This is a genomic window from Paenibacillus sp. RC73 (assembly GCF_044908085.1).
In the GTDB taxonomy this organism is placed as follows: Bacteria; Bacillota; Bacilli; order Paenibacillales; family Paenibacillaceae; genus Paenibacillus; species Paenibacillus terrae_A.
The window spans coordinates 72,469-94,557 of the sequence record NZ_JBIYCV010000007.1; the positions used below are offsets into that span (position 1 = coordinate 72,469).

General features: G+C 48.3%; 20 protein-coding genes and 1 riboswitch. Of the genes, 16 read left to right on the forward strand and 4 right to left on the reverse strand.

Features of this window, described 5'->3' with window-relative positions; translation table 11 throughout:
* The first annotated feature begins 57 nt into the window (after nt 1-57).
* The gene (cyoE, locus tag ABH897_RS17625) at nt 58-1,002 is read left to right on the forward strand and encodes a heme o synthase (protein WP_283653202.1); all 945 of its coding nucleotides are present in this window, start codon (nt 58-60) and stop codon (nt 1,000-1,002) included.
* A 116-nt stretch (nt 1,003-1,118) separates the two neighbouring features.
* Here the strand turns inward: cyoE and ABH897_RS17630 are convergent, their stop codons facing one another.
* From ABH897_RS17630 to ABH897_RS17640, 3 genes are all read right to left on the reverse strand, one after another.
* On the reverse strand, nt 1,119-1,460 hold the full coding sequence (locus ABH897_RS17630) for a toprim domain-containing protein (RefSeq protein ID WP_283653201.1): 342 nt from the start codon (nt 1,458-1,460) through the stop codon (nt 1,119-1,121).
* A gap of 165 nt (nt 1,461-1,625) precedes the next feature.
* Nucleotides 1,626-1,742, reverse strand: coding sequence for a sporulation protein YjcZ (locus ABH897_RS17635; RefSeq protein ID WP_235332204.1), 117 nt, complete (start codon nt 1,740-1,742; stop codon nt 1,626-1,628).
* A 127-nt stretch (nt 1,743-1,869) separates the two neighbouring features.
* Complete coding sequence (locus tag ABH897_RS17640; protein WP_283653200.1) at nt 1,870-3,039, reverse strand: MFS transporter; 1,170 nt, start codon at nt 3,037-3,039, stop codon at nt 1,870-1,872.
* A 213-nt stretch (nt 3,040-3,252) separates the two neighbouring features.
* Here ABH897_RS17640 and ABH897_RS17645 point away from each other — a divergent pair, with 213 nt between their 5' ends.
* The 7 genes from ABH897_RS17645 to ABH897_RS17675 all read left to right on the forward strand — a co-directional run bounded on the left by ABH897_RS17645 (nt 3,253) and on the right by ABH897_RS17675 (nt 12,411).
* On the forward strand, nt 3,253-3,747 hold the full coding sequence (locus tag ABH897_RS17645) for a hypothetical protein (RefSeq protein WP_404592510.1): 495 nt from the start codon (nt 3,253-3,255) through the stop codon (nt 3,745-3,747).
* Nucleotides 3,748-3,763: 16 nt separating this feature from the next.
* Nucleotides 3,764-4,915, forward strand: a complete 1,152-nt coding sequence (locus ABH897_RS17650) for a transglutaminase domain-containing protein (RefSeq protein WP_283656323.1) — start codon at nt 3,764-3,766, stop codon at nt 4,913-4,915.
* Nucleotides 4,916-4,935: 20 nt separating this feature from the next.
* On the forward strand, nt 4,936-7,020 hold the full coding sequence (locus tag ABH897_RS17655) for a peptidoglycan D,D-transpeptidase FtsI family protein (RefSeq protein WP_283653199.1): 2,085 nt from the start codon (nt 4,936-4,938) through the stop codon (nt 7,018-7,020).
* Between the two features lie 180 nt (nt 7,021-7,200).
* Nucleotides 7,201-9,279, forward strand: coding sequence for a peptidoglycan D,D-transpeptidase FtsI family protein (locus ABH897_RS17660; protein WP_404592511.1), 2,079 nt, complete (start codon nt 7,201-7,203; stop codon nt 9,277-9,279).
* A gap of 82 nt (nt 9,280-9,361) precedes the next feature.
* Entirely contained in the window at nt 9,362-10,111 is a 750-nt protein-coding gene (locus tag ABH897_RS17665; protein WP_283653197.1) for a Cof-type HAD-IIB family hydrolase, read from the forward strand.
* Between the two features lie 54 nt (nt 10,112-10,165).
* Nucleotides 10,166-10,645: a DUF456 domain-containing protein gene (locus ABH897_RS17670; protein ID WP_283653196.1), complete on the forward strand. Its 480-nt coding sequence runs from the start codon at nt 10,166-10,168 to the stop codon at nt 10,643-10,645.
* A 131-nt stretch (nt 10,646-10,776) separates the two neighbouring features.
* Nucleotides 10,777-12,411: a putative polysaccharide biosynthesis protein gene (locus ABH897_RS17675; protein WP_283653195.1), complete on the forward strand. Its 1,635-nt coding sequence runs from the start codon at nt 10,777-10,779 to the stop codon at nt 12,409-12,411.
* A 28-nt stretch (nt 12,412-12,439) separates the two neighbouring features.
* On the opposite strand, the gene ABH897_RS17680 is transcribed toward ABH897_RS17675, so the two are convergent.
* The gene (locus tag ABH897_RS17680; RefSeq protein ID WP_283653194.1) at nt 12,440-13,729 is read right to left on the reverse strand and encodes a DUF2515 family protein; all 1,290 of its coding nucleotides are present in this window, start codon (nt 13,727-13,729) and stop codon (nt 12,440-12,442) included.
* A gap of 219 nt (nt 13,730-13,948) precedes the next feature.
* On the opposite strand from ABH897_RS17680, the gene ABH897_RS17685 reads away from it, so the two are divergent.
* The 8 genes from ABH897_RS17685 to ABH897_RS17720 all read left to right on the forward strand — a co-directional run bounded on the left by ABH897_RS17685 (nt 13,949) and on the right by ABH897_RS17720 (nt 22,007).
* Nucleotides 13,949-14,293, forward strand: a complete 345-nt coding sequence (locus tag ABH897_RS17685) for a thioredoxin family protein (RefSeq protein WP_137060148.1) — start codon at nt 13,949-13,951, stop codon at nt 14,291-14,293.
* A gap of 214 nt (nt 14,294-14,507) precedes the next feature.
* The gene (locus tag ABH897_RS17690; protein WP_283653193.1) at nt 14,508-15,440 is read left to right on the forward strand and encodes a COX15/CtaA family protein; all 933 of its coding nucleotides are present in this window, start codon (nt 14,508-14,510) and stop codon (nt 15,438-15,440) included.
* A 130-nt stretch (nt 15,441-15,570) separates the two neighbouring features.
* The gene (locus ABH897_RS17695) at nt 15,571-17,337 is read left to right on the forward strand and encodes a UbiD family decarboxylase (RefSeq protein ID WP_404519534.1); all 1,767 of its coding nucleotides are present in this window, start codon (nt 15,571-15,573) and stop codon (nt 17,335-17,337) included.
* A 52-nt stretch (nt 17,338-17,389) separates the two neighbouring features.
* A complete protein-coding gene (locus tag ABH897_RS17700; protein WP_404519535.1) occupies nt 17,390-18,109 on the forward strand; it encodes a Cthe_2314 family HEPN domain-containing protein in 720 nt (239 codons plus the stop codon).
* A gap of 131 nt (nt 18,110-18,240) precedes the next feature.
* Nucleotides 18,241-18,380, forward strand: a riboswitch (SAM riboswitch).
* Nucleotides 18,381-18,492: 112 nt separating this feature from the next.
* Nucleotides 18,493-19,515, forward strand: coding sequence for a methionine ABC transporter ATP-binding protein (locus ABH897_RS17705; protein WP_404581105.1), 1,023 nt, complete (start codon nt 18,493-18,495; stop codon nt 19,513-19,515).
* A complete protein-coding gene (locus ABH897_RS17710; RefSeq protein WP_044645445.1) occupies nt 19,512-20,180 on the forward strand; it encodes a methionine ABC transporter permease in 669 nt (222 codons plus the stop codon). Before ABH897_RS17705 ends, ABH897_RS17710 begins: the two co-directional genes overlap by 4 nt.
* 75 nt (nt 20,181-20,255) lie before the next feature.
* The gene (locus ABH897_RS17715) at nt 20,256-21,098 is read left to right on the forward strand and encodes a MetQ/NlpA family ABC transporter substrate-binding protein (protein ID WP_404519538.1); all 843 of its coding nucleotides are present in this window, start codon (nt 20,256-20,258) and stop codon (nt 21,096-21,098) included.
* A gap of 144 nt (nt 21,099-21,242) precedes the next feature.
* A complete protein-coding gene (locus ABH897_RS17720; RefSeq protein WP_404592512.1) occupies nt 21,243-22,007 on the forward strand; it encodes an SDR family oxidoreductase in 765 nt (254 codons plus the stop codon).
* The last annotated feature ends 82 nt before the right edge of the window (nt 22,008-22,089 follow it).

Consider the following 22,089-nt stretch of genomic DNA (forward strand, 5'->3'; position numbering starts at 1 on the left):
ATATCGGAGTTCAACTTACTCCCGAATTCATATATCTCTAAGGGGGAGTTACTCACTATGGACAATATTAGTTATAAGGCTACTTCAGATACGGCTACCTATTCGGTTAAATCCAAACCACCCGGTAAGGCGGGTACATGGAAAGATTTTATAACAGTCACCAAGCCAGGCATTCTCCGCACTAATCTGGTTGCGGCATTTGGTGGTTTTTGGTTGGCCTCACAATGGGACGTTGACTATATAAAGCTGATTCTGACGTTGCTAGGTACAATGCTGGTTATGGCGTCTTCTTGTGTTTTTAATAACTATTTTGATCGTGAACTGGATTTGAAAATGGAGCGTACACGCAATCGCTCACTGCCAACAGGGCGTTTGACTCCCACAACGGTATTGTCATACGCTATTATTTTGGGTGTTGTCGGGCTGGCTGTACTGTTCTTTTTTTCTGGTGTCAAGGCAGGATTGCTCGGTATACTCGGCATGTTCGTATACGTCGGTATTTACACGCTTTGGCTGAAACGCTCATCCACATGGAGTACATCCATTGGCGGTATTTCGGGCGCAATGCCTCCTGTGATCGGCTATGTAGCCGCTTCGGGTCGTATTGACTTGGGCGCATGGCTCTTATTCGCCCTTTTGTTCCTATGGCAGCCTCCACATTTTTGGGCACTTGCAATCCGCAGGGTCGAAGAATACCGTGCAGCAGGATTTCCGTTGTTGCCTGTCGTGAAAGGTATTCACCGTACTAAAATTCAAATGATTCCTTATATCGTGTTGCTGATTCCGGTACCGATCCTGATGTATGCTTATGGATATGCTGGCATGATTTTTATGATCATTTCCGTATTGCTGTCCGTGCTCTGGGCCTTTTATGCCTTTAAAGGTTTTACCATTAAAGAAGAAGAGACGGATTCCTGGGCTAAAAAAGTATTTTTCTTTTCCATTAACCATCTGACACTCAGCTTTCTGCTGATGATCGTGGATACGGTTCACAAGTTCTAAGACAAGATATTTTTTAAAATTTTATTGCTGTGTAAAATTTAGCTGTCCATCAGGCATAAATCGGCCTGGCGGACAGCTTTTTTTGTGGATGGTTTTCATGACTAGGGTTCTCATAACTATAGAACAGGCGGGTATAAAATATACTCTTCCAGTCCTGCCTTTTCCAATTGGGCGATCACATATTCATCTGGTGTGCCTTCTACTCCTGCGTATCCTTTGCGGGTATACATATGATGCGCATCTGGAAAAGAGTCGGCAAGCACACCACGTATTTTTTTGCCTGAGCTGTCATTGTCCATAAATAAGTATATTTCTTCATGCTTGGCCTTCTTGCGGAGGGACTCCAGTTTTACTGAGTTTAGCGTGCCGAAGGTGCATAAGATATGAACCTCGGGATCAAGTAAACGACGAAGTTTACTGCGGTCATTTTTCCCTTCAACGATAACGGTAATCGTCATCTTGCTCACCCCCTGCTTAAAGCCTGTGCTCGAAATTCCCCGGGAAATGAAAGAATATGTGTATAGTGTAGCTCCAAACAGGGTTCTCATGCAAAAAAGCAACAAAACAGCCTGCCGGGAGTGGCAGGCATGGGTACAGGGCGGCATGTTAGGGCAATTCAGACATTAAATCCAGCAAGTACGGAGAATAATGACGAGCAGGATATAAAGAACGAGAATGGTGCCGGTCGAAGTCCCAAATCCACCACAAGAAACAGGGCTTACAGGATGACAGTGGCTCACGGAATGCACCTCCCTTCATACATAAATGTTCAGTCAAACCAGTCTATGTTGATAAGGGATTTAGGTACTGTGCATTCGCCTTTTTGTAAGGTTCTTTGGGCGTTACAGGGGGAGCATCTCAAACGATCTAGGAATGATACGGCCCTGAAGTAGACAGCGGCGGTGCCGGGAATAACCGTTGAATGGGAATGAACAGCAGGCCGGTCATCAAAATCAGAAAAGCGATAAAAAAAGGTGAAAAATGAACGGGGAGCTGGCCAGCCAGCACCGGTCCGGCAAAGGAGCCGAGAGACGTTGCAATGGATTGCATCGCAAAGGTTTTGCCCAAGCGTGCACCTCCAAGCCGTATAAAGAGTGAGGCCAGTGCTGGAAAAGTAATGCCTTTGGCTGTTCCCAGTATAAAGAGTACGATTCCAATCACGGACTCGGGCAAGGTGGCGAGGGCATAAAAGCACAGCGACATCAGTATGATGCCGCAAATCAGCCGTATCATCGGTGAATACTTGTTTAGAAAAAGCAGACTGAGTGTACAGAGCGCTCCCAGACTGATAATGGAAAAGAGCAGTCCCGTAGACATCATGGACGCAGTACCGTTATTGCGCAACGGGATTACGTAAAATAAAATGCCTTGTGCGCACGCCAAAACAAAAGGCACAAGCAGGTAACGCCAATTGAAGGGTAGAAGCGGTTGTGCCCCGGTCAGTGGAGCGGGTGCCGTATGTCCGTCAGATCGTTGAGCTAGGAGAGCGGGTGCCGTTTTGGGTAACGTAAAATAAGCCATGAGTCCTGTGATCACCAGAATGATGCCGAGGGAACGGAATGTCTCGCTAAAGCCAAAGCTGGCTACGATGAACGCGCCTGCCGCTGGAGACAGGACAGAGGCTAGCGTGTGAACGACGCCATGTCCCGACATATATTTGCCCTGCGTAACCGGGTGATCGGATAGCTGGGCGAGCATAGTCATGCAAGCCGGGGACAAAAAAGCCAGCACAAAGCCGCTGATGGCACGAAGAAAAAGCAGCTCCCACGGCGTATGAATATATGCCTGAATAATCAGGATGAGCCCTGCAGCTGTCAGACTGAACATAATATATCGGCGGCTGCCGTGTTTATCTACCCTTGGCCCCGCCATTAAATTACCAGGCAGATGAGTCAGGGAGTATATGCCCAACATCCAGCCGATAAAGGTGGGCGCTGCGCCCAGAGAGATGGCGAATGGTGTGAGAATAGGATATTGTGCGTGCAGATCAAAAAAAGCGATGAACAAAAACAGATACAGCCAGAGGGCTGTTTTCAAGTGGATGACCCCCTTTCCCTAGATAGACTTTCTATGCTGCTATGTGGCATGAGCTCATTCTAAGTTGTACGCTGGAGTGGACGAACATAGACCCTTTTTGTGCGGACAAGGGGCGGAAAAGAGCTAAGCTGACAGGACGTTATGTAATCATGTATAATTACAGAGACGATTTTACAATTCGAAAGATGCAGTTGAAAACGGGAGTGTAGTGAAATGGATAAGAGTGTCTGGACAGAATTTTTAAAACATAATTGGCAGATCGTTCAGGATAACTGGCTATATATATTAATTGGGCTTGTCCTATTGCTTGTCATATTGAAGATTGTGAGAACCCTTGTTAAATGGCTGCTTGTCATTGTGGTGGTTGTGGGCTTGCTAATCTACAGCGGTATTTCCTTTGATCAGGTCGGCAAGGTAGTTACCCAGGCGAAGGATGATGCGATTAACAAGTTTCAGAGCGAGGCCTTGAGCATGATGATCAAGGAAGGACGGGATGCGAAATACACCTCTAACGGAGACGGTACGTTTTCGGTAACCAGCTCCAACCTGGAGGTAAAAGGCCCGTTCGATGGTGATAAGGTCAAGGTATGGTTTCAAGGCATGCCGCTGGGCGAGTGGAGCATGAGCGACACCGTCAAGAAATATATCGAAAGTGCAAAAGGCTCGACTGTAACACAACAGTCGCCGCAGTCGCCGCAGTCGCCGTAAAGACAGGGGGAGCATGATGAAACCATCCTGGCTGGAGCCTGTCCTTCATTGGAATGGCGTGACGGTGTTGTTGATCGTTATCGTTCTTTTGTCGTTAATACAGGGCTGGCGGCGGGGAGCTTCCAGATCTGTAGGTGCACTACTCAGTCTCATTGTGGATGGCATACTGACTGTTGCCGGAATTCTGTGCTCATTAGGGTTGGCTATGTGGCTTTCACCGAAGGTGCAGCAATGGCTGGCCGCTTATATGGAGCATTTGCCACAACGTGGACTGAGCGGAATTGAGCAATTTTATTATACGCTTGTAGCAGGGCTTGAGGGCTTTCCGCTGCTGCGTTTTGCCGTATTGTTCATGCTCAGCTATGCTGTCGCGCAATTTGTGCTGCGCGCGATTTATGTGATGGTGGTGGGTGGCAGATCGGATAACTCTCTACGTGAGCAGGAAAAGAAATCGGGCTTTTTCAGCAGGCTGGCGGGGGCCGGGATTGGTACCCTTATCGGTGGAGCACGTGCTGTGATGGTCATAGCGTTACTGTTTATAGGTGTAAGCTTATACCCGGACAGCGGGTTTAGCAGCTATGTTCAGGCTTCACCGATTTATAAACAAGGGGCGCAATCGGTCATTGAACCATTGTCCGGTACGCTGATTAAGGATAAACTGCCCGTATTTACGCAGGCCGTCACGAAGGAATTGAACGGCATTTTGCAGCGTAAATATGAAATGATTGACCGGGATATTCCGAACGATATTGAGCAGGCCGCGACCAAGATTACAGAGGGGGCAAGCGGCGATGAGCAAAAAGCCAGAGCGTTGTATCAGTGGGTAGGCACGCGTATTAGCTATGATTACGGCAAGGTGGACGCCTATGAGCAGCGTGGTGACTGGCATGAGCAGACTCCCAGAGATACGTTTGATACACGCAAGGGTGTCTGTATTGACTATGCCCGCCTCTATGCGGTGATGGCTCGTTCTCAGGGACTTCAGGTCAAGGTGGTGACCGGGCTTGGTTACAACGGGCAGGGAGGCTACGGTTCACATGCCTGGAATGAAGTGTACTTGAGTGGGCAGCATCAGTGGGTACCGTTAGACCCGACCTGGGCACAGAGTGGAGACTGGTTTAATCCGCCTGGTTTTGCCCAAACACATATCAAGGATAAAGTGATTTAAAAAGGAGTGGAAAAGGGCACATGAGAAAGATGGACAACGAGCAAGGAAAAGACAACGAGACGTCCGACCGAAAAAGATTCAGCTTCCGGATCAATCTGTTCTTTTTCAGCTCGTTCATTATATTTACGGTCATTATCGTAAGACTGGCGATACTTCAATTTGTGGAGGGCCCTCAGCTTAAGCAGCAGGAGGCCAGTAATGTTACCCAAAACGTACCGCTTACGCCGATTCGCGGAACAATTTATGATTCAACCGGGCAGAACAGACTGGCGTATTCTACACCTGTACAATCGCTGTATATCACGCTCTCCAAGAATTATAGTGACAGCGTGGAAGAAAAGCGTAATCCAGATAAAAAGCTGCTGCCTGAGCTGGAAAAGATGACACAAAAGCTGGCAAATCGATTTGCTCAATATGGCAATAAAGATGAGCCGAAAATGACGGCAGAGCAAATTATGGACGCTATGGACCGGAACTATCAACGGTTTAGCGGTTTTACGCCCCGCCTGATTAAAACCAATCTTAATAAAGATGAAGTTGCCTATTTCATGCAGCATAAAAGCGAGTTTCCAGGGTTAGATGTTGTTGAGGAAACTGTACGCCATTATGATCCTGATACGGTGGCTGTCCAAACAGTGGGTTACATTAAAAGCTATAAAAGTGCCCGTGAAAACCTGAAAAAATATAAAGACATTCAAAAATCCATGTCAGCAGAAAATGATCCGGGACTCATCTATATGGATAACGAATCTGTTGGTTTTGATGGACTGGAATTTCAATATCAGGAGCAGCTACGAGGGAAAAATGGCTACAAAACGGTCCCGATTGATCCGCGTAATATGCCGGAGGGTGTAGATTCCGTTACTCCTCCGCAGAAGGGAAACAACATTTATTCCACCATTAACAAAGAGATTCAGATTAAAACAGAAACCGCCATTATGGATCAATTAAGATGGTTGCATTCCCATGCTGTATCTGGCAAGACTCATCCTTATGCCAAGACAGGCTTTGCTGTAGCCATGGAAGTGGATACAGGGAATGTAGTGGCGATGGCCAGTATGCCGGATTATGATGCGAACTATTGGCAAACCGGAAATATATCATCAGATAACTACAAGAAAATTCAAAATGTATATTTGAATGGTACTATACGCTCCTTCGGCTCCGGTCAATCGGGTCAACATCCAGAGTCGGTTGTATTGCTCGGTTCCACGATCAAACCGCTATCTGTGTTGGTGGGCTTAGAGGAAGGTCTATTCAGTACATCGTCCTATTATCAGGATACGGGTGCTGCTTATTTTGGACGTAACAATTCGTCTCGGGTACGTAACTCTTCGGGTCATGTGTATGGCGGATTGGACCCGGCATCTGCTATTCGACATTCTTCGAATGCATTCATGGTCGATATGGTAGGCAAAAGACTATACAACAAATACATTAATAATGCCAAGGAAGATCAAGGTGTGAATGTATGGGACCGTTACATGAAGGAGTTTGGACTAGGTGTGTCTACGGGGGTAGATTTGCCAATGGAATATCCTGGGTTAAGAGAGTATGGACCTAGAAGCAAGGAGTCGTCACTGTCCAAGTTGGCGTATGCTTCTTTTGGTCAGCAAGGGAAATATACAACGCTCCAGCTTGCACAATATACAGCCGTGCTGGCTACCAAGGGCAAACGGATGGAGCCGCATTTGGTCAGTCAAATTAAAGATACCAACGGCAATGTAGTCCAAACGATTAAGCCGAAGGTGCTGAATGAAGTGAAATTCCCGGATGCTTACTGGAATGAAGTTATACGCGGGATGGCTACAGATGTCAGCGCATTTAATGGTTTTCCTTATGACTTCGCCCGCAAAACAGGTACATCTCAGCAAAGCGTAGGCGGGAAACTGAAGGATAACGGGGTATTTATTGCATTTGCACCACGAAAGAATCCGAAGCTGGCCGTAGCGGTCATTATTCCCGAAGGAGGTTTTGGCGCGACGAGCGCTGGACCTGTGGCACGTAAAATCTTTGATGCCTATGATGAAGTTTATGGATTGGACGGAGTACCTAAGAAAAAGGATGCTACAACATCCAATTCCAATGCAATCAAACAGCCATAATAACGTACTACGTATAATTTTATTTAAGCTTTTCTTGGCCTTTGTGCTGAGAGGAGCTTTTTTTATGATATTTATATGTTTTCTTACAAAATTGTAACCACTAAATTCATCGTTATTTACCACTATTATGGTAGGATCAGGGATATGATAACCCGGTGAAAGGAGTAATGACCTGCTAATATGGACAGAGGCAGTTTGGATAAGAAGTTTTCATTCAAAAAGAAAAGCCATGAAGAAAATGAAGAGGCACAAAAAAAGCGGACGGTTTTTCGGACTAATCTTCTTTTTTTCAGTGTTTTTGTGTTATTTGCCATTATCTTTACCAGACTAGCGGTCTTACAGTTTGTGCAATCGGCAGAGCTGAAGGAGCAGCAGCAATCCGTAAATACGAAAAATGTCCCGTTAGCCCCGAGACGCGGCACGATTTATGACTCTACGGGTCTCGTCAAGCTGGCGTATTCAACTCCGGTACAGTCGCTGTATGTGACCTTACCCAAGGATTATAGCAAACGAGCAGAAAAAGACCGTAAGCCGGGAAAAAAGCTGCTCCCCGAGTTTAATACTTTTGCTGAAAAGCTTGCTGTCAAGCTGAATGAGTTAGGAAGTACAGAGGGCGAGCAGCTTGATGTAGAGAAAATTAAGGAACGGCTGGACAAGGACTACACTCAATACAGGGGCTTTACTCCGCGCTTGGTCAAAGCTGACTTGAATCGGGAGGAAATCGCATATTTTCTGGAGCATCGGCAGGAGTTTCCCGGAGTAGAAGTTGTGGAGGAGAGTGTGCGCCATTATGACCCGGATCGGGTGGCGGTGCAAACGATTGGATATATGTACAAGTTCAAAGGAGCACGTACCAATCGGCCAAAATACAAGGAGATATATCAAGCCAATTCGGAGGTCCTAAGACCCGAACAGGTTTACTCGGAAAGTGAGACCGTCGGATATGATGGCTTGGAGCTTCAGTATCAGGATGAGCTGAGAGGAAAAAACGGCTATAAAACTATAGAGGTAAATCCGCGTAGCATGCCAGAAGGCATTGAATCCATTACTCCTCCGAAAAAAGGATACCATCTGTATTCCACCATTAACAAGGAAATTCAGCAAAAAACAGAACAAGCGATTGTTGATCAGCTTCGTTGGCTTCATACCCATCCGGTATCGGGTAAGCTCCACGGCGATGCCACTACCGGCTTCGCTGTAGCGATGGAGGTCGAGACAGGGAATGTCATAGCGATGGCCAGTATGCCGGACTATGACTCCAATGTATGGAAAACGGGAAGTACATCGCCTTCGGTATATGACGAAATTCAGCATAAAATGGGGAATGGAACGATTAAATCCGTACCTAGTGGAAAAGCGGGTCCGCATCCAGAATCCTCGGTGCTGCTGGGTTCAACCATTAAACCCCTAACCGTGCTGATCGGGTTGAAGGAAAACTTATTTTCTCCCGGACAAACTTATCTGGATACGGGGAGCGCATACTATGGTAAAAATCGATCAAGTCGGGTCGGTAATTCGAGTGGACACGTGTATGGTCCTCTGACACCTAGCAAGGCAATTGAGTTCTCGTCGAATACTTTCATGGTGGATATGATCGGCAAGCCGCTGTATGACAAATACGGAAGTAATGCAGGGATGCATCAGGGAATTGATGTATGGGACAAGTATATGAAAGAATTTGGATTAGGCGTACCGACTGAAGTCGATCTGCCGGGCGAGTGGGCAGGCAGACTTGAGTATACGAGCAAGCATGAAAGTGCGCTGACACGCTTGGTACAGGCATCCTTTGGTCAACAGGGGAAATATACGGCGATGCAGCTTGCCCAGTATACAACTGTACTGGCAACAAAGGGCAAGCGTATGCAGCCGCATTTGGTCAGTAAAATTGTGGATGATCAGGGCAACCTCGTGCGTGAGTTCAAGCCTAAGGTGCTGAATGAGGTCGCTTTTTCAGATACGTACTGGAATACGGTGATTCGCGGTATGGCTACGGATGTTAAAGCATTTAACGGGTTTCCGTATGATTATGCCCGTAAAACGGGGACTTCTCAGCAGGTGGTGGGACGTGCGGTTAAAGATAACGGGGTGTTCATTGCTTTTGCTCCGCGTCAAAATCCGAAGCTGGCCGTCGCGGTCATTATTCCTGAAGGGGGCTTTGGCTCGACGAGCGCCGGGCCTGTGGCACGTAAAATATTTGAAGCTTATGACGAGGTTTACGGGTTGGATGGTACACCAAAAAAGCCGCAGGCAGCGAAATGAGGACTTGAATTCTTTTGTGGGCTTCTCTTTTTCATGGTAAAATGTCGTTGGACATAAGGGACATACAGGAGGAAGAGAACCCATGGGAGAAAACCGATATAAATACAAGCTGCTTGCGCTCGACATGGATGGAACTTTATTGAACGACAATCATGAAATTACGCTGGAAACGATCAACTGGATTAACAAGGCGATTCAAGAGGGGATTCACGTGTGCTTGTCTACCGGGCGGGCGGCGATGCATGCCTTGCCTTACGGGCAACAGCTCGGCCTGGATACGCCTATGGTAACGGTAAACGGCAGCGAGGTATGGAAATCCCCGCATGAACTGTGGCGCCGTTATTTGCTTGATAAGGAGCTAGTTCGGGAAATGCACCGGATTGCTGTAGAAACCGGGTCCTGGTTCTGGGCATACTCCACTGAGGAATTATTTAACAGAGATCGTTGGCCGGATACATTGGATACACAGGAATGGCTAAAATTTGGTTATAATACGGAAAATGACGAAATTCGTCATCAAATTTTGCTCAAGCTTCAGGACATGGGTGGACTTGAAATTTCCAATTCATCCATGACGAACTTGGAAATCAACCCGGCTGGTATATCGAAGGCCAGTGGGATTGCTGAAGTATGCGATTTGCTTGGAATTACAATGGAACAGGTAGTTGCAGTGGGGGATAGTTTGAATGATTTGGCTGTGATTCAAGCGGTTGGACTGGGTGTTGCGATGGGTAATGCACAGGATACGGTAAAAGAAGCGGCTGATCTGGTCGTAGCTTCGAACAATGAAGATGGCATCGTTGAAGTTATCCGCGATTATGTACTTGTCTAAGAGAACGAATGATGAAGCATATAGGATAATAATTGGACGAGAAGGAGGGAGCCAATGGACGTTGTAGGCTGGATTATTATTGTGGCGCTGTTCATTGTTGGCATGGCAGGGGCGGTATACCCCGTATTGCCAGGGGCGCTCGCCATCTATTTTGCATTTTTTGTGTACGGCTGGTTTTTCTCGTTTGCTCCTTATAACGCATGGTTTTGGATCATACAGACGCTTATCGTCGTTGCACTATTTGTTGCAGATTATGCCGTCACTGCGTGGGGGGTCAAACGATTTGGCGGCTCGCGTCTGTCCACGATCCTTAGTACCATCGGGATTATTATCGGCCCTTTTGTTATTCCGGCATTTGGTCTGATTCTAGGGCCGTTTATTGGCGCTGTGCTGGGTGAACTAATTAACAAGGCCCCGCTGGATCGAGCGATTAAAGTGGGCTTTGGTTCTGTATTAGGGCTGTTTACCAGCACCGTGATGAAAGTAATTTTACAGCTTGTCATGATTCTTGTATTCTTGATTTGGGTGTTTTAGTTTAACATCCTATGCTTGTGATTTGCAGAGACAGAATCGACATGCGGCTCCGCACCGGTGATGGCTCAGGCCATGACTGCTTTGCGGAGCTTTTGCATGCGTGTCAACAGCAAGAAAGAAGGGAACGCATTTTGTCCAATAAAGAAACATTTCTTAGAGGCACGCTTATTTTAGCCGCAGCCGCCTTGGTGGCGAGAGTGCTGGGTCTGGTGCAGCGAGTTCCGTTAGAGCATTTGCTTGGTTCCGTAGGGAACGCCTCGTTTACGATTGCGAACAATGCTTATTTGATGTTGCTCACGGTGGCTACAGCAGGTATTCCAAGCACGTTGAGCAAAATGGTCTCCGAGCGTTATGCGCTGAATCGGCCTTCAGAAGCACGACGTGTGTACCATGCGGCGTTGCTGTTTGCGGCGGCGGCTGGCATTATCATTACGGTGGTGCTGTATTTTGGCGCGCCTTATTTTGCCGAGCATGTGGCGGGAGTTCCGCAGTCGGCCTTGGCTATTCAGGCATTGGCACCTGCCTTGCTGCTGTTTCCCGCCATTGCCATGATGCGCGGGTACTTCCAGGGGCGAGGTAACATGACCGCAGGTGGTATTTCACAAATTGTGGAGCAGGTCGCACGGGTGGCTACTGCTATTTTGCTCGCCTTTATTATTTTGAAGCTCGGTTATGGAGATCGCGAGGTTGCGGCCGGGGCATCGTTCGGGGGTGTCATGGGAAGCATTGGCGCACTGGCGGTCATGCTGTATTACACGGTGAAAATGCGTCGCCAGGATCGTCAGGATCGACAAGAGCAATTCCATGAGGAAAGCTCGGCACTGCCGATGATGCGCATTTACAAAGACATTTTTACGCTGTCTATTCCAATTGTATTGTCTTCTTTGACGGTTCCGGCCGTTAACTTTATTGATACGTCGATTGTGGTCAGACTGTTATCCGTCCAAATCGGCTTGGATCAGGCAACGACCCAGTTGGGTTATTTGGGAGCACGTGCGCAGAGTGTGGCGGGAATTCCGCCGATTTTGGCTATCGCGCTCAGTCAATCGCTCATTCCGATCATTTCGGCAGCCTTTGCCCGCAAGGATGAACAGCATTTGCAAAATCAGATGACGCTGGCCTTGCGTATCTCTATTTTGACCGGAATGCCGATTGTGCTGGCCTTGTGTGTAACCGCCTATTCCATCAATGGTTTACTGTTTAGCTCGCTTGGAGGCAGCGGGATTATCGCTGTTCTGACACTCGGAACGATATTCCAGATCACGATGATGACCTCCAACTCAATTCTGATCGGTATGGGCAAACCACGTATTTCAATGGTTAATGTTATGGTCGGTATCGTGGTTAAGTTTCTGGCGAGCTGGCTGCTGGCTGGCTGGCTTGGAATTTACGGCATCATTGCCGCAACCGGATTATGTTTCCTCGTGATTACGCTGCTGAATTTGCGTGTGCTCAAAGGCATCGTATCTTTCTCCATCATGGGCCGTCGCTGGGCAGGCTTTCTGACTGCAGTCGTGCTCTCGGGAGTCATTGGATATGGTGTGAATGAGGCTTGTATTCTGCTGGTTCATATCATGCCTGCACGTGTGGCCTTCTTCATCGCATGCTGTACTGCCGGTGCGGCTGTACTGGTATGCTATCTGGTGCTGTTGGTCGTACTACGCGTACTGCGCCGGGACGAGCTGGGTAACTACCCGCGTGTGTTGCAAAAGGTACTGCGTCCACTGATGCGTCTCCAGCGTGAGTCCACAGGACAACGAGGCTAAAAGAAGTAAAGGCAGCCCCCCAGCTTTTTTAGTGGAAAGGCCGCAGGCTGGCATGAGCGTCATGGGCCATCGCTGTTTTTTGGATGCCATGGCGGTGCTCATGCCGCATGGCAAATAACAGCGGTCGCTTTGGTTCGCTGAGATGCCCAAGTGTGGATCCGTCCTGAAACCAGTCGTAACGGGGGATCGGATCATAAGCGGTATCCGACCAGACGGCGTTCAGCTCGGGGCTGTACAGGCGTTGTCCTTGCGGTAGCCATTCATGCGCCAGGAGCGCTGCACTCTCTTCAGGGGAGCGCAGCGCTTTTTGTTTGTCCGGAGTGAACAGTCCCGGCCAATAGTCGCTGCGTGAGCCAGTGTGGGGCACCCTGGTAGCGAATGCTGTTACTTGGTCCAGCACCTGCTGGTGTCCGAACAGCATGGCATACAGGCTTTTACCAAAGCCAATCCGTTCATCCAGATGGCCAAAGCGCTCCATTATAAGTCCGGCGAGCCCCCCGTTTAGTCCGAGCGGAAATATGATCTGATTCAACTGGAGCCAATCATGCAAATAAAAGCCTGGTTTGTGCGTCACAAATTTTTGGAAATATGGATCTTTCACTACCCGGCCTTCAATATAGTTTTGTTCATTGATGATGAGGGCTACGCTTAAGAGAGAGCTGTCCCGCCAAGCCCAGAAACGTTCCCAGAAGGGTCTCATGAATGGTGATACATGAAAATGGGGCAGCAAATGAAAACAGCTTCGGCCCAAATGACGGCTGTGCATGTATAGCTGCAGCTGCGGGTAGGCGTCCTGAAAAATAAGGGCATTGCAGCGCTCCAGCAGCCGATATAACCATTCCTTCTCTTGTTCGCCGAACAGACTGTCGATCAGACCGCCCTTCAAATCGGTCATGTTATAGCCACCATTGCGAGAAACCAGGTGAGCCAGCAGCGCCCAATGCAACTCGGGGTAGCCATGATAGCACTCCAGGTAAGCGGCTGTACGGGTGATGTTGCTGCGATTCTCTTGTGCCGTATCGTTCTTGATCCGCTCGACCAGCTCGCAGTCCGTTTCACATAAGGGCATATTCAGAGAAGAGGGACGGGATGCAGGTCCATTTACCAGCATCAGCGCTTCGGCTTCATCCATGGCGGTCTGTGCGGTATGATAATCCCATGGTAACTCACGTAGCGGATAGCGCAGTTTGCGGGACTCGGTCCAGGCCGCCCGCTTGCCTTCCCACGCTTCCTCCGCAACACGTGGTACGGAACCGAGCAGCTTTAGCCCACCCTGTAGCTGACGTGATGCCACATGGAACCATTCGGTGAGAGACATACTTGATAACCTCCTTTCAATGATGAGAACACTCCGTACCCGTTAAGTATACGGGGATGCTCAAAGTGTGTTCTTAAGTTATATGATTAGTATGTCTCGATGGCAGGGCTTCCAATCGGTGATACGAGAATAATAGGGGAGTGTGCAAAAGCGCCACTTGGCGTTACAATAGAGAGCACAAGCTCTTTTATACAAACAGAATTGAAGGAGGACTCATCCATGCAAAAGATCGTCTCTCATGAAGACTTTAATAAGGCAATATCCGCTTCTGGCGTAACGGTGGCTGTGTTTAAGGCGGACTGGTGCGGGGATTGCCATTTCATTGATCCGTTTATGCCTGATGTGGAGCAGCAATATGCAGACAAGCTTACATTAATTGAGATTGATGTAGAGCAGGCGGAGAGCGTTAGCCAGGAGCAAAATGTACTGGGTATTCCCAGCTTTATCGCTTACAGTGAAGGCCGCGAGCTGGTGCGTCTGGTGAACAGATTGCGTAAATCCCGTGAGGAAATCGAGCAGTTTTTGGACCGGGCTGTGGAAGTACACGCCAGCTTGGCTAAATAATTGATGTTATGCTGGTATGAGGGTTCCGAGGGAAATTATTCATAAGGGTATTCAGAGAGCCGCTTCCTTCCAAAGGGGGCGGCTTTCTAACGGGACACGTTCACATTTTGTCAACAAAGCGCGTATGTCAAGGAACGATATATCAGTTATAATTATTTTAAGTGATCATTTCACAACATATAAGGATAATAAATATTTTATCTGGAAGGATATGGTGAGTTCGTTGAACAACAAAATTAGAATATTAAAGTGGCTTGCACTCGTAACATGTATTGTCATGTTTTTGGCTACCTTTGGCGGAGGTGTCGTGACGCGGACCGATTCGGGACTGGGTTGCGGTCGGGAGTTCCCGCTTTGTAATGGTAAGCTGGTTCCGGCACATACGGTCGCATCCATTATTGAGTTTACTCACCGCTCCGTCAGCACGATGGCCGGTCTGCTTTCTATCGCCTCTTTTGTTGGCTTTCTGCTGTATATGAAGCATCGGAAGGATTTGCAGCTGTTCTCGTTGTTGACGCTAGTATTTGTCATTATACAAGGAGCGATGGGGGCCTTGGCTGTGGTCTTCTCCCAATCCGCTCCGGTCATGGCGCTGCATTTTGGCTTTGCCCTGATCGCCTTTGCCAGCGCGACTATGATGACATTGGGAGCCTGGAAGGAACATGCGGATTCGCGCTTCAACCCGCGTTTGGCCACCGTGCCTGTCAACAGGGGCTTTCGTAATTTTATATGGTTGTCGACGATCTATACGTATATTGCGGTATACTCGGGCGCACTGCTCAGTCACTCGGTAATTCAAAAAGTTGTAAATCTCGGCGGTATTATATCTCCGTTGTTGCTTCACCAGCTTTCATCGGGACTGCTGTTCGTGGTCATTTTGGCTGTGGGGCACTATTCTTATCGCTATCACCCAAATCATCGGGATATACGTATACTGGGTGTCGTTGCGGTGGTATTGATTATGCTTCAGGTTGTTATTGGCATTAGCCTGTTGTACGTCACCAGACCGGAAATTTACATGTTTGTGGTACTGGCACACATGCTGGCCATTGCAACACTGTTCTCCATTTTGTGCTACATGAGCTACCGTGTGTGGCAATTGTCACCGGATCGCAACATCGTTCGGACGCATTCACAGCGCACTTAAGTAGTCATGTATGGTTGGTGAAACGGATATTTTGCCCAAGTGGCGTTGAAGCACGTATAATAGCATATAAGAAACAAACCAGGCCCGCGAGTTTCTCGAGGGCTTGATTTGCTTAGGAGGAATCGTCCAGTTGATCTACCAGAATTTGCGCCAATTTATTGAAGCGCTGCGTAAAGAAAATAATCTTCAAATTATAGAAGCACCCGTCGATCCTTATTTGGAGCTGGCCGAGATTCATCGGAGAGTTATTGAGGAAGAGGGACCGGCATTGCTGTTCACCAATGTAAAAGGTACCCCGTTCCCTGTAGCCAGCAATCTGTTTGGCACAAACCGTCGTGTGGACATGGCCTTTGGCCCTCGCCCGGAGCAATTGATGGATGCGATTGTAGGGGCGACCAAAACATTGCTTCCACCTACACCCAAGGCATTGTGGAATGAACGTGGGCTGATTAAGGACATGCTAAAAGTAGGACTGAAAACGGTATCTCATAGCGAGGCTCCTGTATTGGGAGTTCGCCGTACGGATGCTCCGCTGGCTCCACTCCCAAGAGTGACGAGTTGGCAGGACGACGGGGGGCCGTTTATCACGCTTCCGCTCGTATATACCGAGAAGCCGGGTCAGTCCAAGGATCATAATTTGGGCATGTACCGTATCCAGATTTATGATGATCAGACGACCGGGATTCATTGGCAAATTCATAAAGGCGGCGGCTTTCATTATCATGAAGCTGAGCTGCGTAATGAGCCGTTGCCGACGACAGTTATTATCGGCGGGCCACCAGCCCTGATTGCGTCCGCGATTGCTCCGGCACCGGAAAATCTGCCTGAGCTGCTGCTTGCCTCGCTCATTATGGGCGGCAAGCTGCCGATGACTGAGGACCCGCTCGGCGGTCACCGGATTCCGGCAGAGGCCGAATTTGCAATCAGCGGCTACGTGCCGCCTCATGAACGCCGTCCGGAAGGACCGTTTGGCGATCATTTTGGCTACTACTCCTTACAGCATGATTTCCCTGTATTTCATGTCAAGCATATGTACCACCGCAAGGATGCCATTTATCCAGCGACCATTGTAGGTAAACCACGGCAGGAGGATTACTATCTCGGAGAATTTTTACAACGTCTTCTGTCACCTGCCTATCCGCTTGTGATGCCTTCCGTCAAGTCGCTGTGGGCTTACGCAGAAACGGGCGTACATGCATTGGCAGCGGCAGTTGTGCGTGAAAGCTATTCCCGTGAAGCACTGGTCTCAGGCTTTACCATTTTGGGACAGGGCCAATTGTCGTTAACCAAATTCCTGATGCTCACGGATCGGGTCATTGATTTATCCGACTTTAACCTGCTGCTGGAAACCATTCTGGAGAGATTTAATCCAGCGACAGATTTGTTTATTTTCAATCATACGTCTCACGATACACTTGATTATACGGGCCGTAAGCTGAATCACGGCAGTAAAGCGATCCTGATGGGTGTAGGTGAGCCTATACGTGAGCTGCCTCGAGCCTATGAAGGAGGCGACCTGCCGGGTATTCGCGAGATTGAGCCGTATTGCGGAGGCTGTCTCGTCGTATCCGGTGCGACCTTTGAGCAGGAGCCTGAGTTGGCGGCGCGGGTGCTGGAGCGTCTGGCTGCGGGTGAGCAGGAATGGCCACTTGTCTTTATTGTAGATGATGCCAAGGAAGTCGTTCGCTCACAAGCATCATTCTTGTGGACGGTGTTTACTCGATTTAACCCGGCTACGGATATGTATGCAGATAGCGAGGTGCGTTTGCATCATCTGAACTACAAGCTGCCAATTGTGGTGGATGCACGCATGAAGCCGGGGTACCCGGATGAAGTGCTGCCGCGCGAGGATATTGTTAAGCTTGTAGACCAACGATGGACGAGTTATTTCGCTTGACGCCCTAGTCAACCCAACAACCGGATTTACATTCATAAAAGGAGGCGTGAGCATGATACGCAAGCTGCTAGGCGAGCCGCCACGTGTGGACAAGGGCATCCTGCTGAATGCTATGAACAGCATGTCAGACATGCTAAAAGTACTGGAGCGGCATATTCAGGCCAGTGGAGATCCGACTCATGATTTTCGCAAGGCGGATATTTTGACACGCGGCCTGATGTCATCTTTGGATGAGCTGGAGCAGAGCCATCATGCTGCCGCCTTTTTCCGAACGAAAGTGAAGGCCGGATATGCCGAGGATATGAGCGTTGATGAAAAATCGGATTATGCGCTGTACGTATTCTTTTATAAGGATGGGTTTGTGAGGGTATTTTCCATTTTGGATAAGCTCGGGAACTGGCTCAATGATCTGTATGATCTGAAAACAGGCGAGTATAAGCCGCATTATTCTTATTTTACCGTGCTACGGCAATTCAAGTATTTGAAAATGCATCCTGTAATGACCGACGATCTGAATGATATCAAGGACTCATACACTGACGCGATCAATCGGCTGCGCAAGCGGCGTAACACGGAAATACACTATATGAATACGGAAATGCAGGATGATCTCTGGCAACGGCATCGTGCTTTGTACGGCAAGATACAACTGGAGGATTTGGATCATCACCTGGAGGATTTGAAGCAAGGCCTGGAGATGGTGAACCGTTCCTTGACAACTGCCTTTCGTTATACGGTGAAACAATGGGAGAACAGGGAAGCTCGCCCATAATTATGTGAGAAAATATCCTTTGACAAAGCTATGTAAACTATCTATACTGAAATCTAGTTTCAGAAAAATGATTGAATTATGATTTTAAATATAAACTTAACGGACAGCTAAAGCTGGAGTTTAACATATTTTTCTTATCCAGAGAGGTGGAGGGACTGGCCCGATGAAGCCCGGCAACCCGTTCTTTCCCGGTGTAACACACCGGGAGGGGACATGATGGTGCTAATTCCTACAAAACCGCTAGAGTTATAGCAGTTTTGACAGATGAGAAAAGGTTCGCATAGCGGGGCCCTTTTCATTCTGTGAAAGGGGCTCTTTTTGTATCATCATAGAGATGAACGTTGCTTAAAAGGGTAAGGAAGAGTGAAGGGGGTCGCAGCACGTTGATAGAGCTTAAACAATTAACCAAGCATTATGGCAAAGGCATCCGACGCGTTAGTGCGCTGTCCGGTTTGAATCTTTCTATAAAGCGTGGTGAAATTTTTGGAGTCATCGGTCATTCCGGGGCGGGAAAAAGTACGCTGATCCGCTGTATTAATCTATTGGAACGGCCGACTTCGGGTGAGGTATGGGTAGATGGTGTGAACCTCGCCACCGTGAGCCAATCCCAGTTACAGAAACAGCGTCGTAAAATCGGAATGATCTTTCAGCATTTTAATTTATTATCCTCGGCGACGGTGTATGACAATATTGCCTTTCCGTTGCGTCTGGTGAACACGCCCAAGCAGAAGCTGGACCAGAAGGTTCGTGAATTGCTGGAACTGGTCGGTCTGGAAGAACACAGCGCTAAATATCCGTCACAGCTCTCGGGTGGACAAAAGCAGCGGGTAGGTATTGCACGGGCGCTTGCCAGTGATCCTCATGTACTGCTGTGCGACGAGGCGACCTCAGCGCTTGATCCGCAGACGACAGGGTCCATCCTGAAATTGCTGTTAGACATTAACCAGCGCTTTAATTTGACCATCGTGCTGATTACGCATGAAATGCATGTCATTCAAAGCATCTGTGATCGTGTCGGCGTCATTCATCAGGGCGACATCGTGGAGCAAGGTCCGGTGGCAGAAGTATTCCTCAAGCCGCAGCATCAGGTGACCAAGGACTTTATCCAGCGGGAGTCTGAGCATCCCGAGGAGCTGCAAGCAGCCATAGCAGCAGCAGGGGGCGGGGAATCAGCGCATGTTGTACGGATTTCATTTTTGGGCAGCAAGACATATGATGCGATTCTGTCACGTACAGTCCGCAGCACCGGCGTTGATTTTGCGATCTTGCAGGGTACCATCTCCACGATTAAAAACGTACCGTATGGACAGCTTATCGTCCGTTTTGAAGGTAATCAGGAGGATATTGAGCATACGCTACGCGAAGTGTCCGGTCAGGGACTTGATGTGGAGGTGATCGGACAATGAGTGAACTTGATTTTTCGCAAGTGAGTTGGGAAGAACTAGGTAACTCTACATTAGAGACACTTCAGATGCTCGGTGCATCTGCGTTGTTCACCCTTATTATTGGTTTACCGCTCGGGATTTTATTATTTCTGGCAAGCCGCTCTTCATGGAGTCTGATGAAGGTGATATACGTTGTACTTTCCTTTATCGTAAACATTTTGCGGTCCGTACCGTTTATTATTTTGATTGTTGCACTAATTCCTTTTACGCGGTCGTTGGTTGGTACCTCTACCGGGGTGCTGGGTACGATTCCACCGCTGGTCATTGGCGCTGCGCCATTCTTCGCCCGTCTCGTAGAGACGTCATTGCGCGAAGTGGACAAGGGTGTCATCGAGGCTGCACAAGCCATGGGCGCCTCTACAGGTCAGATTATTAGGCGGGTGCTGTTGCGTGAGGCACTGCCGGGTCTGCTCGCCGCATTAACGATTACCGTCGTTACGCTCGTATCCTATACAGCAATGTCCGGTATGATCGGGGGCGGTGGTTTGGGTACACTGGCTATCAACTACGGATACTACCGTTATGAAACGGCTGTAATGATCGTTGCGGTCATACTGATGGTCGTACTGGTGCAATTGCTACAAATGGCGGGAGACCGTCTGGTGCGGCATTATACTCGAAAATAGGGAAACCATATAGATATCCTTATTGATCAGGAAGTCTGAATCCTGAACACTACAATTTATTGGAGGGGTAATCACATGAAAAAATGGGTATTGGCCGTATTAAGCTTGACATTAATTGCGGTGCTGGCTGCTTGCGGTACAAAAAGCACGACATCCGATACAAACAATGCGACCCAAAGCACAGGCGGGTCACCACGTGAAGTCGAGCTGAAAGTTGGCGCTTCTCCTGTGCCACATGCGGAAATTTTAGAAGCGATCAAGCCTCAGTTGGAAAAAGAGGGTGTTCGTCTTCAAGTCGTTCAGTTTAACGACTACGTACAACCGAACGTACAATTGTTCGACAAGCAACTGGATGCTAACTTCTATCAACATGTACCTTACATGGATGTTATGAACAAAGAGCGCAAAATGGACCTGGTTTCTGTGGGCGCGGTTCATCTCGAGCCATTCGGTATCTACTCCCAAAAATATAAAAAGCTTGATGAAATTCCGGACGGTGCTACCGTAGCCATCCCGAACGATGCAACCAATGGAGGTCGTGCATTGTTGTTGTTGGAGAAACAAGGTCTGATCAAGCTGAAAGACGCAAGCAACATTGAAGCTACAGTAAAAGATATTACAGAAAACCCGAAAAACCTGAAATTCAAGGAGCTGGAAGCGGCTATGCTGCCACGTCAGTTGCCTGAAGTCGACATTGCTCTGATCAACACGAACTATGCTCTGGAAGCGAAGCTAAACCCGACGAAGGATGCACTGGCATTGGAAGATAAAGATTCTCCATATGCTAACGTTCTGGTAGCACGTCCGGATAATAAGGATTCCGAAGCGATTCAAAAGCTGATCAAAGCGTTGCAATCCCCGGAAACTAAAAAATTCATCGAAGACAAATACCAAGGCGCGATTATCCCGGCATTTTAAGCTGGACACAAGAACGCTTTGAACCCCAACCCCGAATTCTCTTGAACAAGAGGATTTGGGGTTTCTTTTTGCTTGGAGTTGTAGGCGAAGCGTAAATATTTTATACTTGGGGGTGACCGTTCTCTGTGAAGAGGAGGAAAACTGTTGAGACACAAAGTCGCGCTTATAACGGGCAGTGCCAAAGGATTAGGTAAAATGACCGCTCTGCGCCTGGCTGATGAAGGCTGTGACATTGCACTAAACTATGTGCATAGCCAAACGGAAGCCGAAGAGCTTAGGCAGGTGATTGAAGCCAAGGGAGTACGCTGTCTGTCTTTGCAAGGGGATATTTCGATTCAGGAAGATATTACAAGGCTGATCGGCGAAGTACAGGATCGGCTGGGCGGCGTAGATATTATGGTGAATAACGCCGGACCGTTCATCCGGGAACGTCGCTTGTTTGCGGAGTACAGTGTAGCTGAGATCCATACTATGATTCAGGGGAATCTGGTTGGTACGATGCTGCTGGATCATCTGGTATTACCTCATATGCGGAACCAGCAATGGGGACGTATTATTCATTTTGGCTTCGGTCATGCTGGAGAAGCACGGGCTTGGCCGCATCGTGCTGTGTACGCAGCCGCCAAGGTGGGGCTGGTGTCTTTAACGAAGTCACTGGCTGTGGAAGAGGCTCCTTATGGTATCACGGTCAATATGATTTGTCCCGGGGATATCCGGGGTGCGAACAAGGAAAAGTCAATTGCCGACGTCATCGGCTTGCAGGATAAAGAGACACCGCGCGGACGCCCGGGGAGTGGAGAGGATATTGCGCGTGTGATTGCTTATTTGTGTGATGAGCATTCGGATTTTATCACGGGTAATATTATGGATGTGTCGGGAGGACTGGACCCGATTCGGCCGACCATATAAGGGATTAAGATCAGTACATCCCGTCACACAAAAAAGAGTCTTGAGCTTCGTTACCGAAGTCAAGACTCTCATGATCATTATG

What these genes read in the sequence shown, in the direction of transcription:
- cyoE (WP_283653202.1), top strand. Translation starts at nt 58, where the DNA reads ATGGACAATATTAGTTATAAGGCTACTTCAGATACGGCTACCTATTCG.
- ABH897_RS17630 (WP_283653201.1), bottom strand. Translation starts at nt 1,460, where the DNA reads ATGACGATTACCGTTATCGTTGAAGGGAAAAATGACCGCAGTAAACTT.
- ABH897_RS17645 (WP_404592510.1), top strand. Translation starts at nt 3,253, where the DNA reads ATGGATAAGAGTGTCTGGACAGAATTTTTAAAACATAATTGGCAGATC.
- ABH897_RS17650 (WP_283656323.1), top strand. Translation starts at nt 3,764, where the DNA reads ATGAAACCATCCTGGCTGGAGCCTGTCCTTCATTGGAATGGCGTGACG.
- ABH897_RS17655 (WP_283653199.1), top strand. Translation starts at nt 4,936, where the DNA reads ATGAGAAAGATGGACAACGAGCAAGGAAAAGACAACGAGACGTCCGAC.
- ABH897_RS17660 (WP_404592511.1), top strand. Translation starts at nt 7,201, where the DNA reads ATGGACAGAGGCAGTTTGGATAAGAAGTTTTCATTCAAAAAGAAAAGC.
- ABH897_RS17665 (WP_283653197.1), top strand. Translation starts at nt 9,362, where the DNA reads ATGGGAGAAAACCGATATAAATACAAGCTGCTTGCGCTCGACATGGAT.
- ABH897_RS17670 (WP_283653196.1), top strand. Translation starts at nt 10,166, where the DNA reads ATGGACGTTGTAGGCTGGATTATTATTGTGGCGCTGTTCATTGTTGGC.
- ABH897_RS17680 (WP_283653194.1), bottom strand. Translation starts at nt 13,729, where the DNA reads ATGTCTCTCACCGAATGGTTCCATGTGGCATCACGTCAGCTACAGGGT.
- ABH897_RS17685 (WP_137060148.1), top strand. Translation starts at nt 13,949, where the DNA reads ATGCAAAAGATCGTCTCTCATGAAGACTTTAATAAGGCAATATCCGCT.
- ABH897_RS17700 (WP_404519535.1), top strand. Translation starts at nt 17,390, where the DNA reads ATGATACGCAAGCTGCTAGGCGAGCCGCCACGTGTGGACAAGGGCATC.
- ABH897_RS17710 (WP_044645445.1), top strand. Translation starts at nt 19,512, where the DNA reads ATGAGTGAACTTGATTTTTCGCAAGTGAGTTGGGAAGAACTAGGTAAC.
- ABH897_RS17715 (WP_404519538.1), top strand. Translation starts at nt 20,256, where the DNA reads ATGAAAAAATGGGTATTGGCCGTATTAAGCTTGACATTAATTGCGGTG.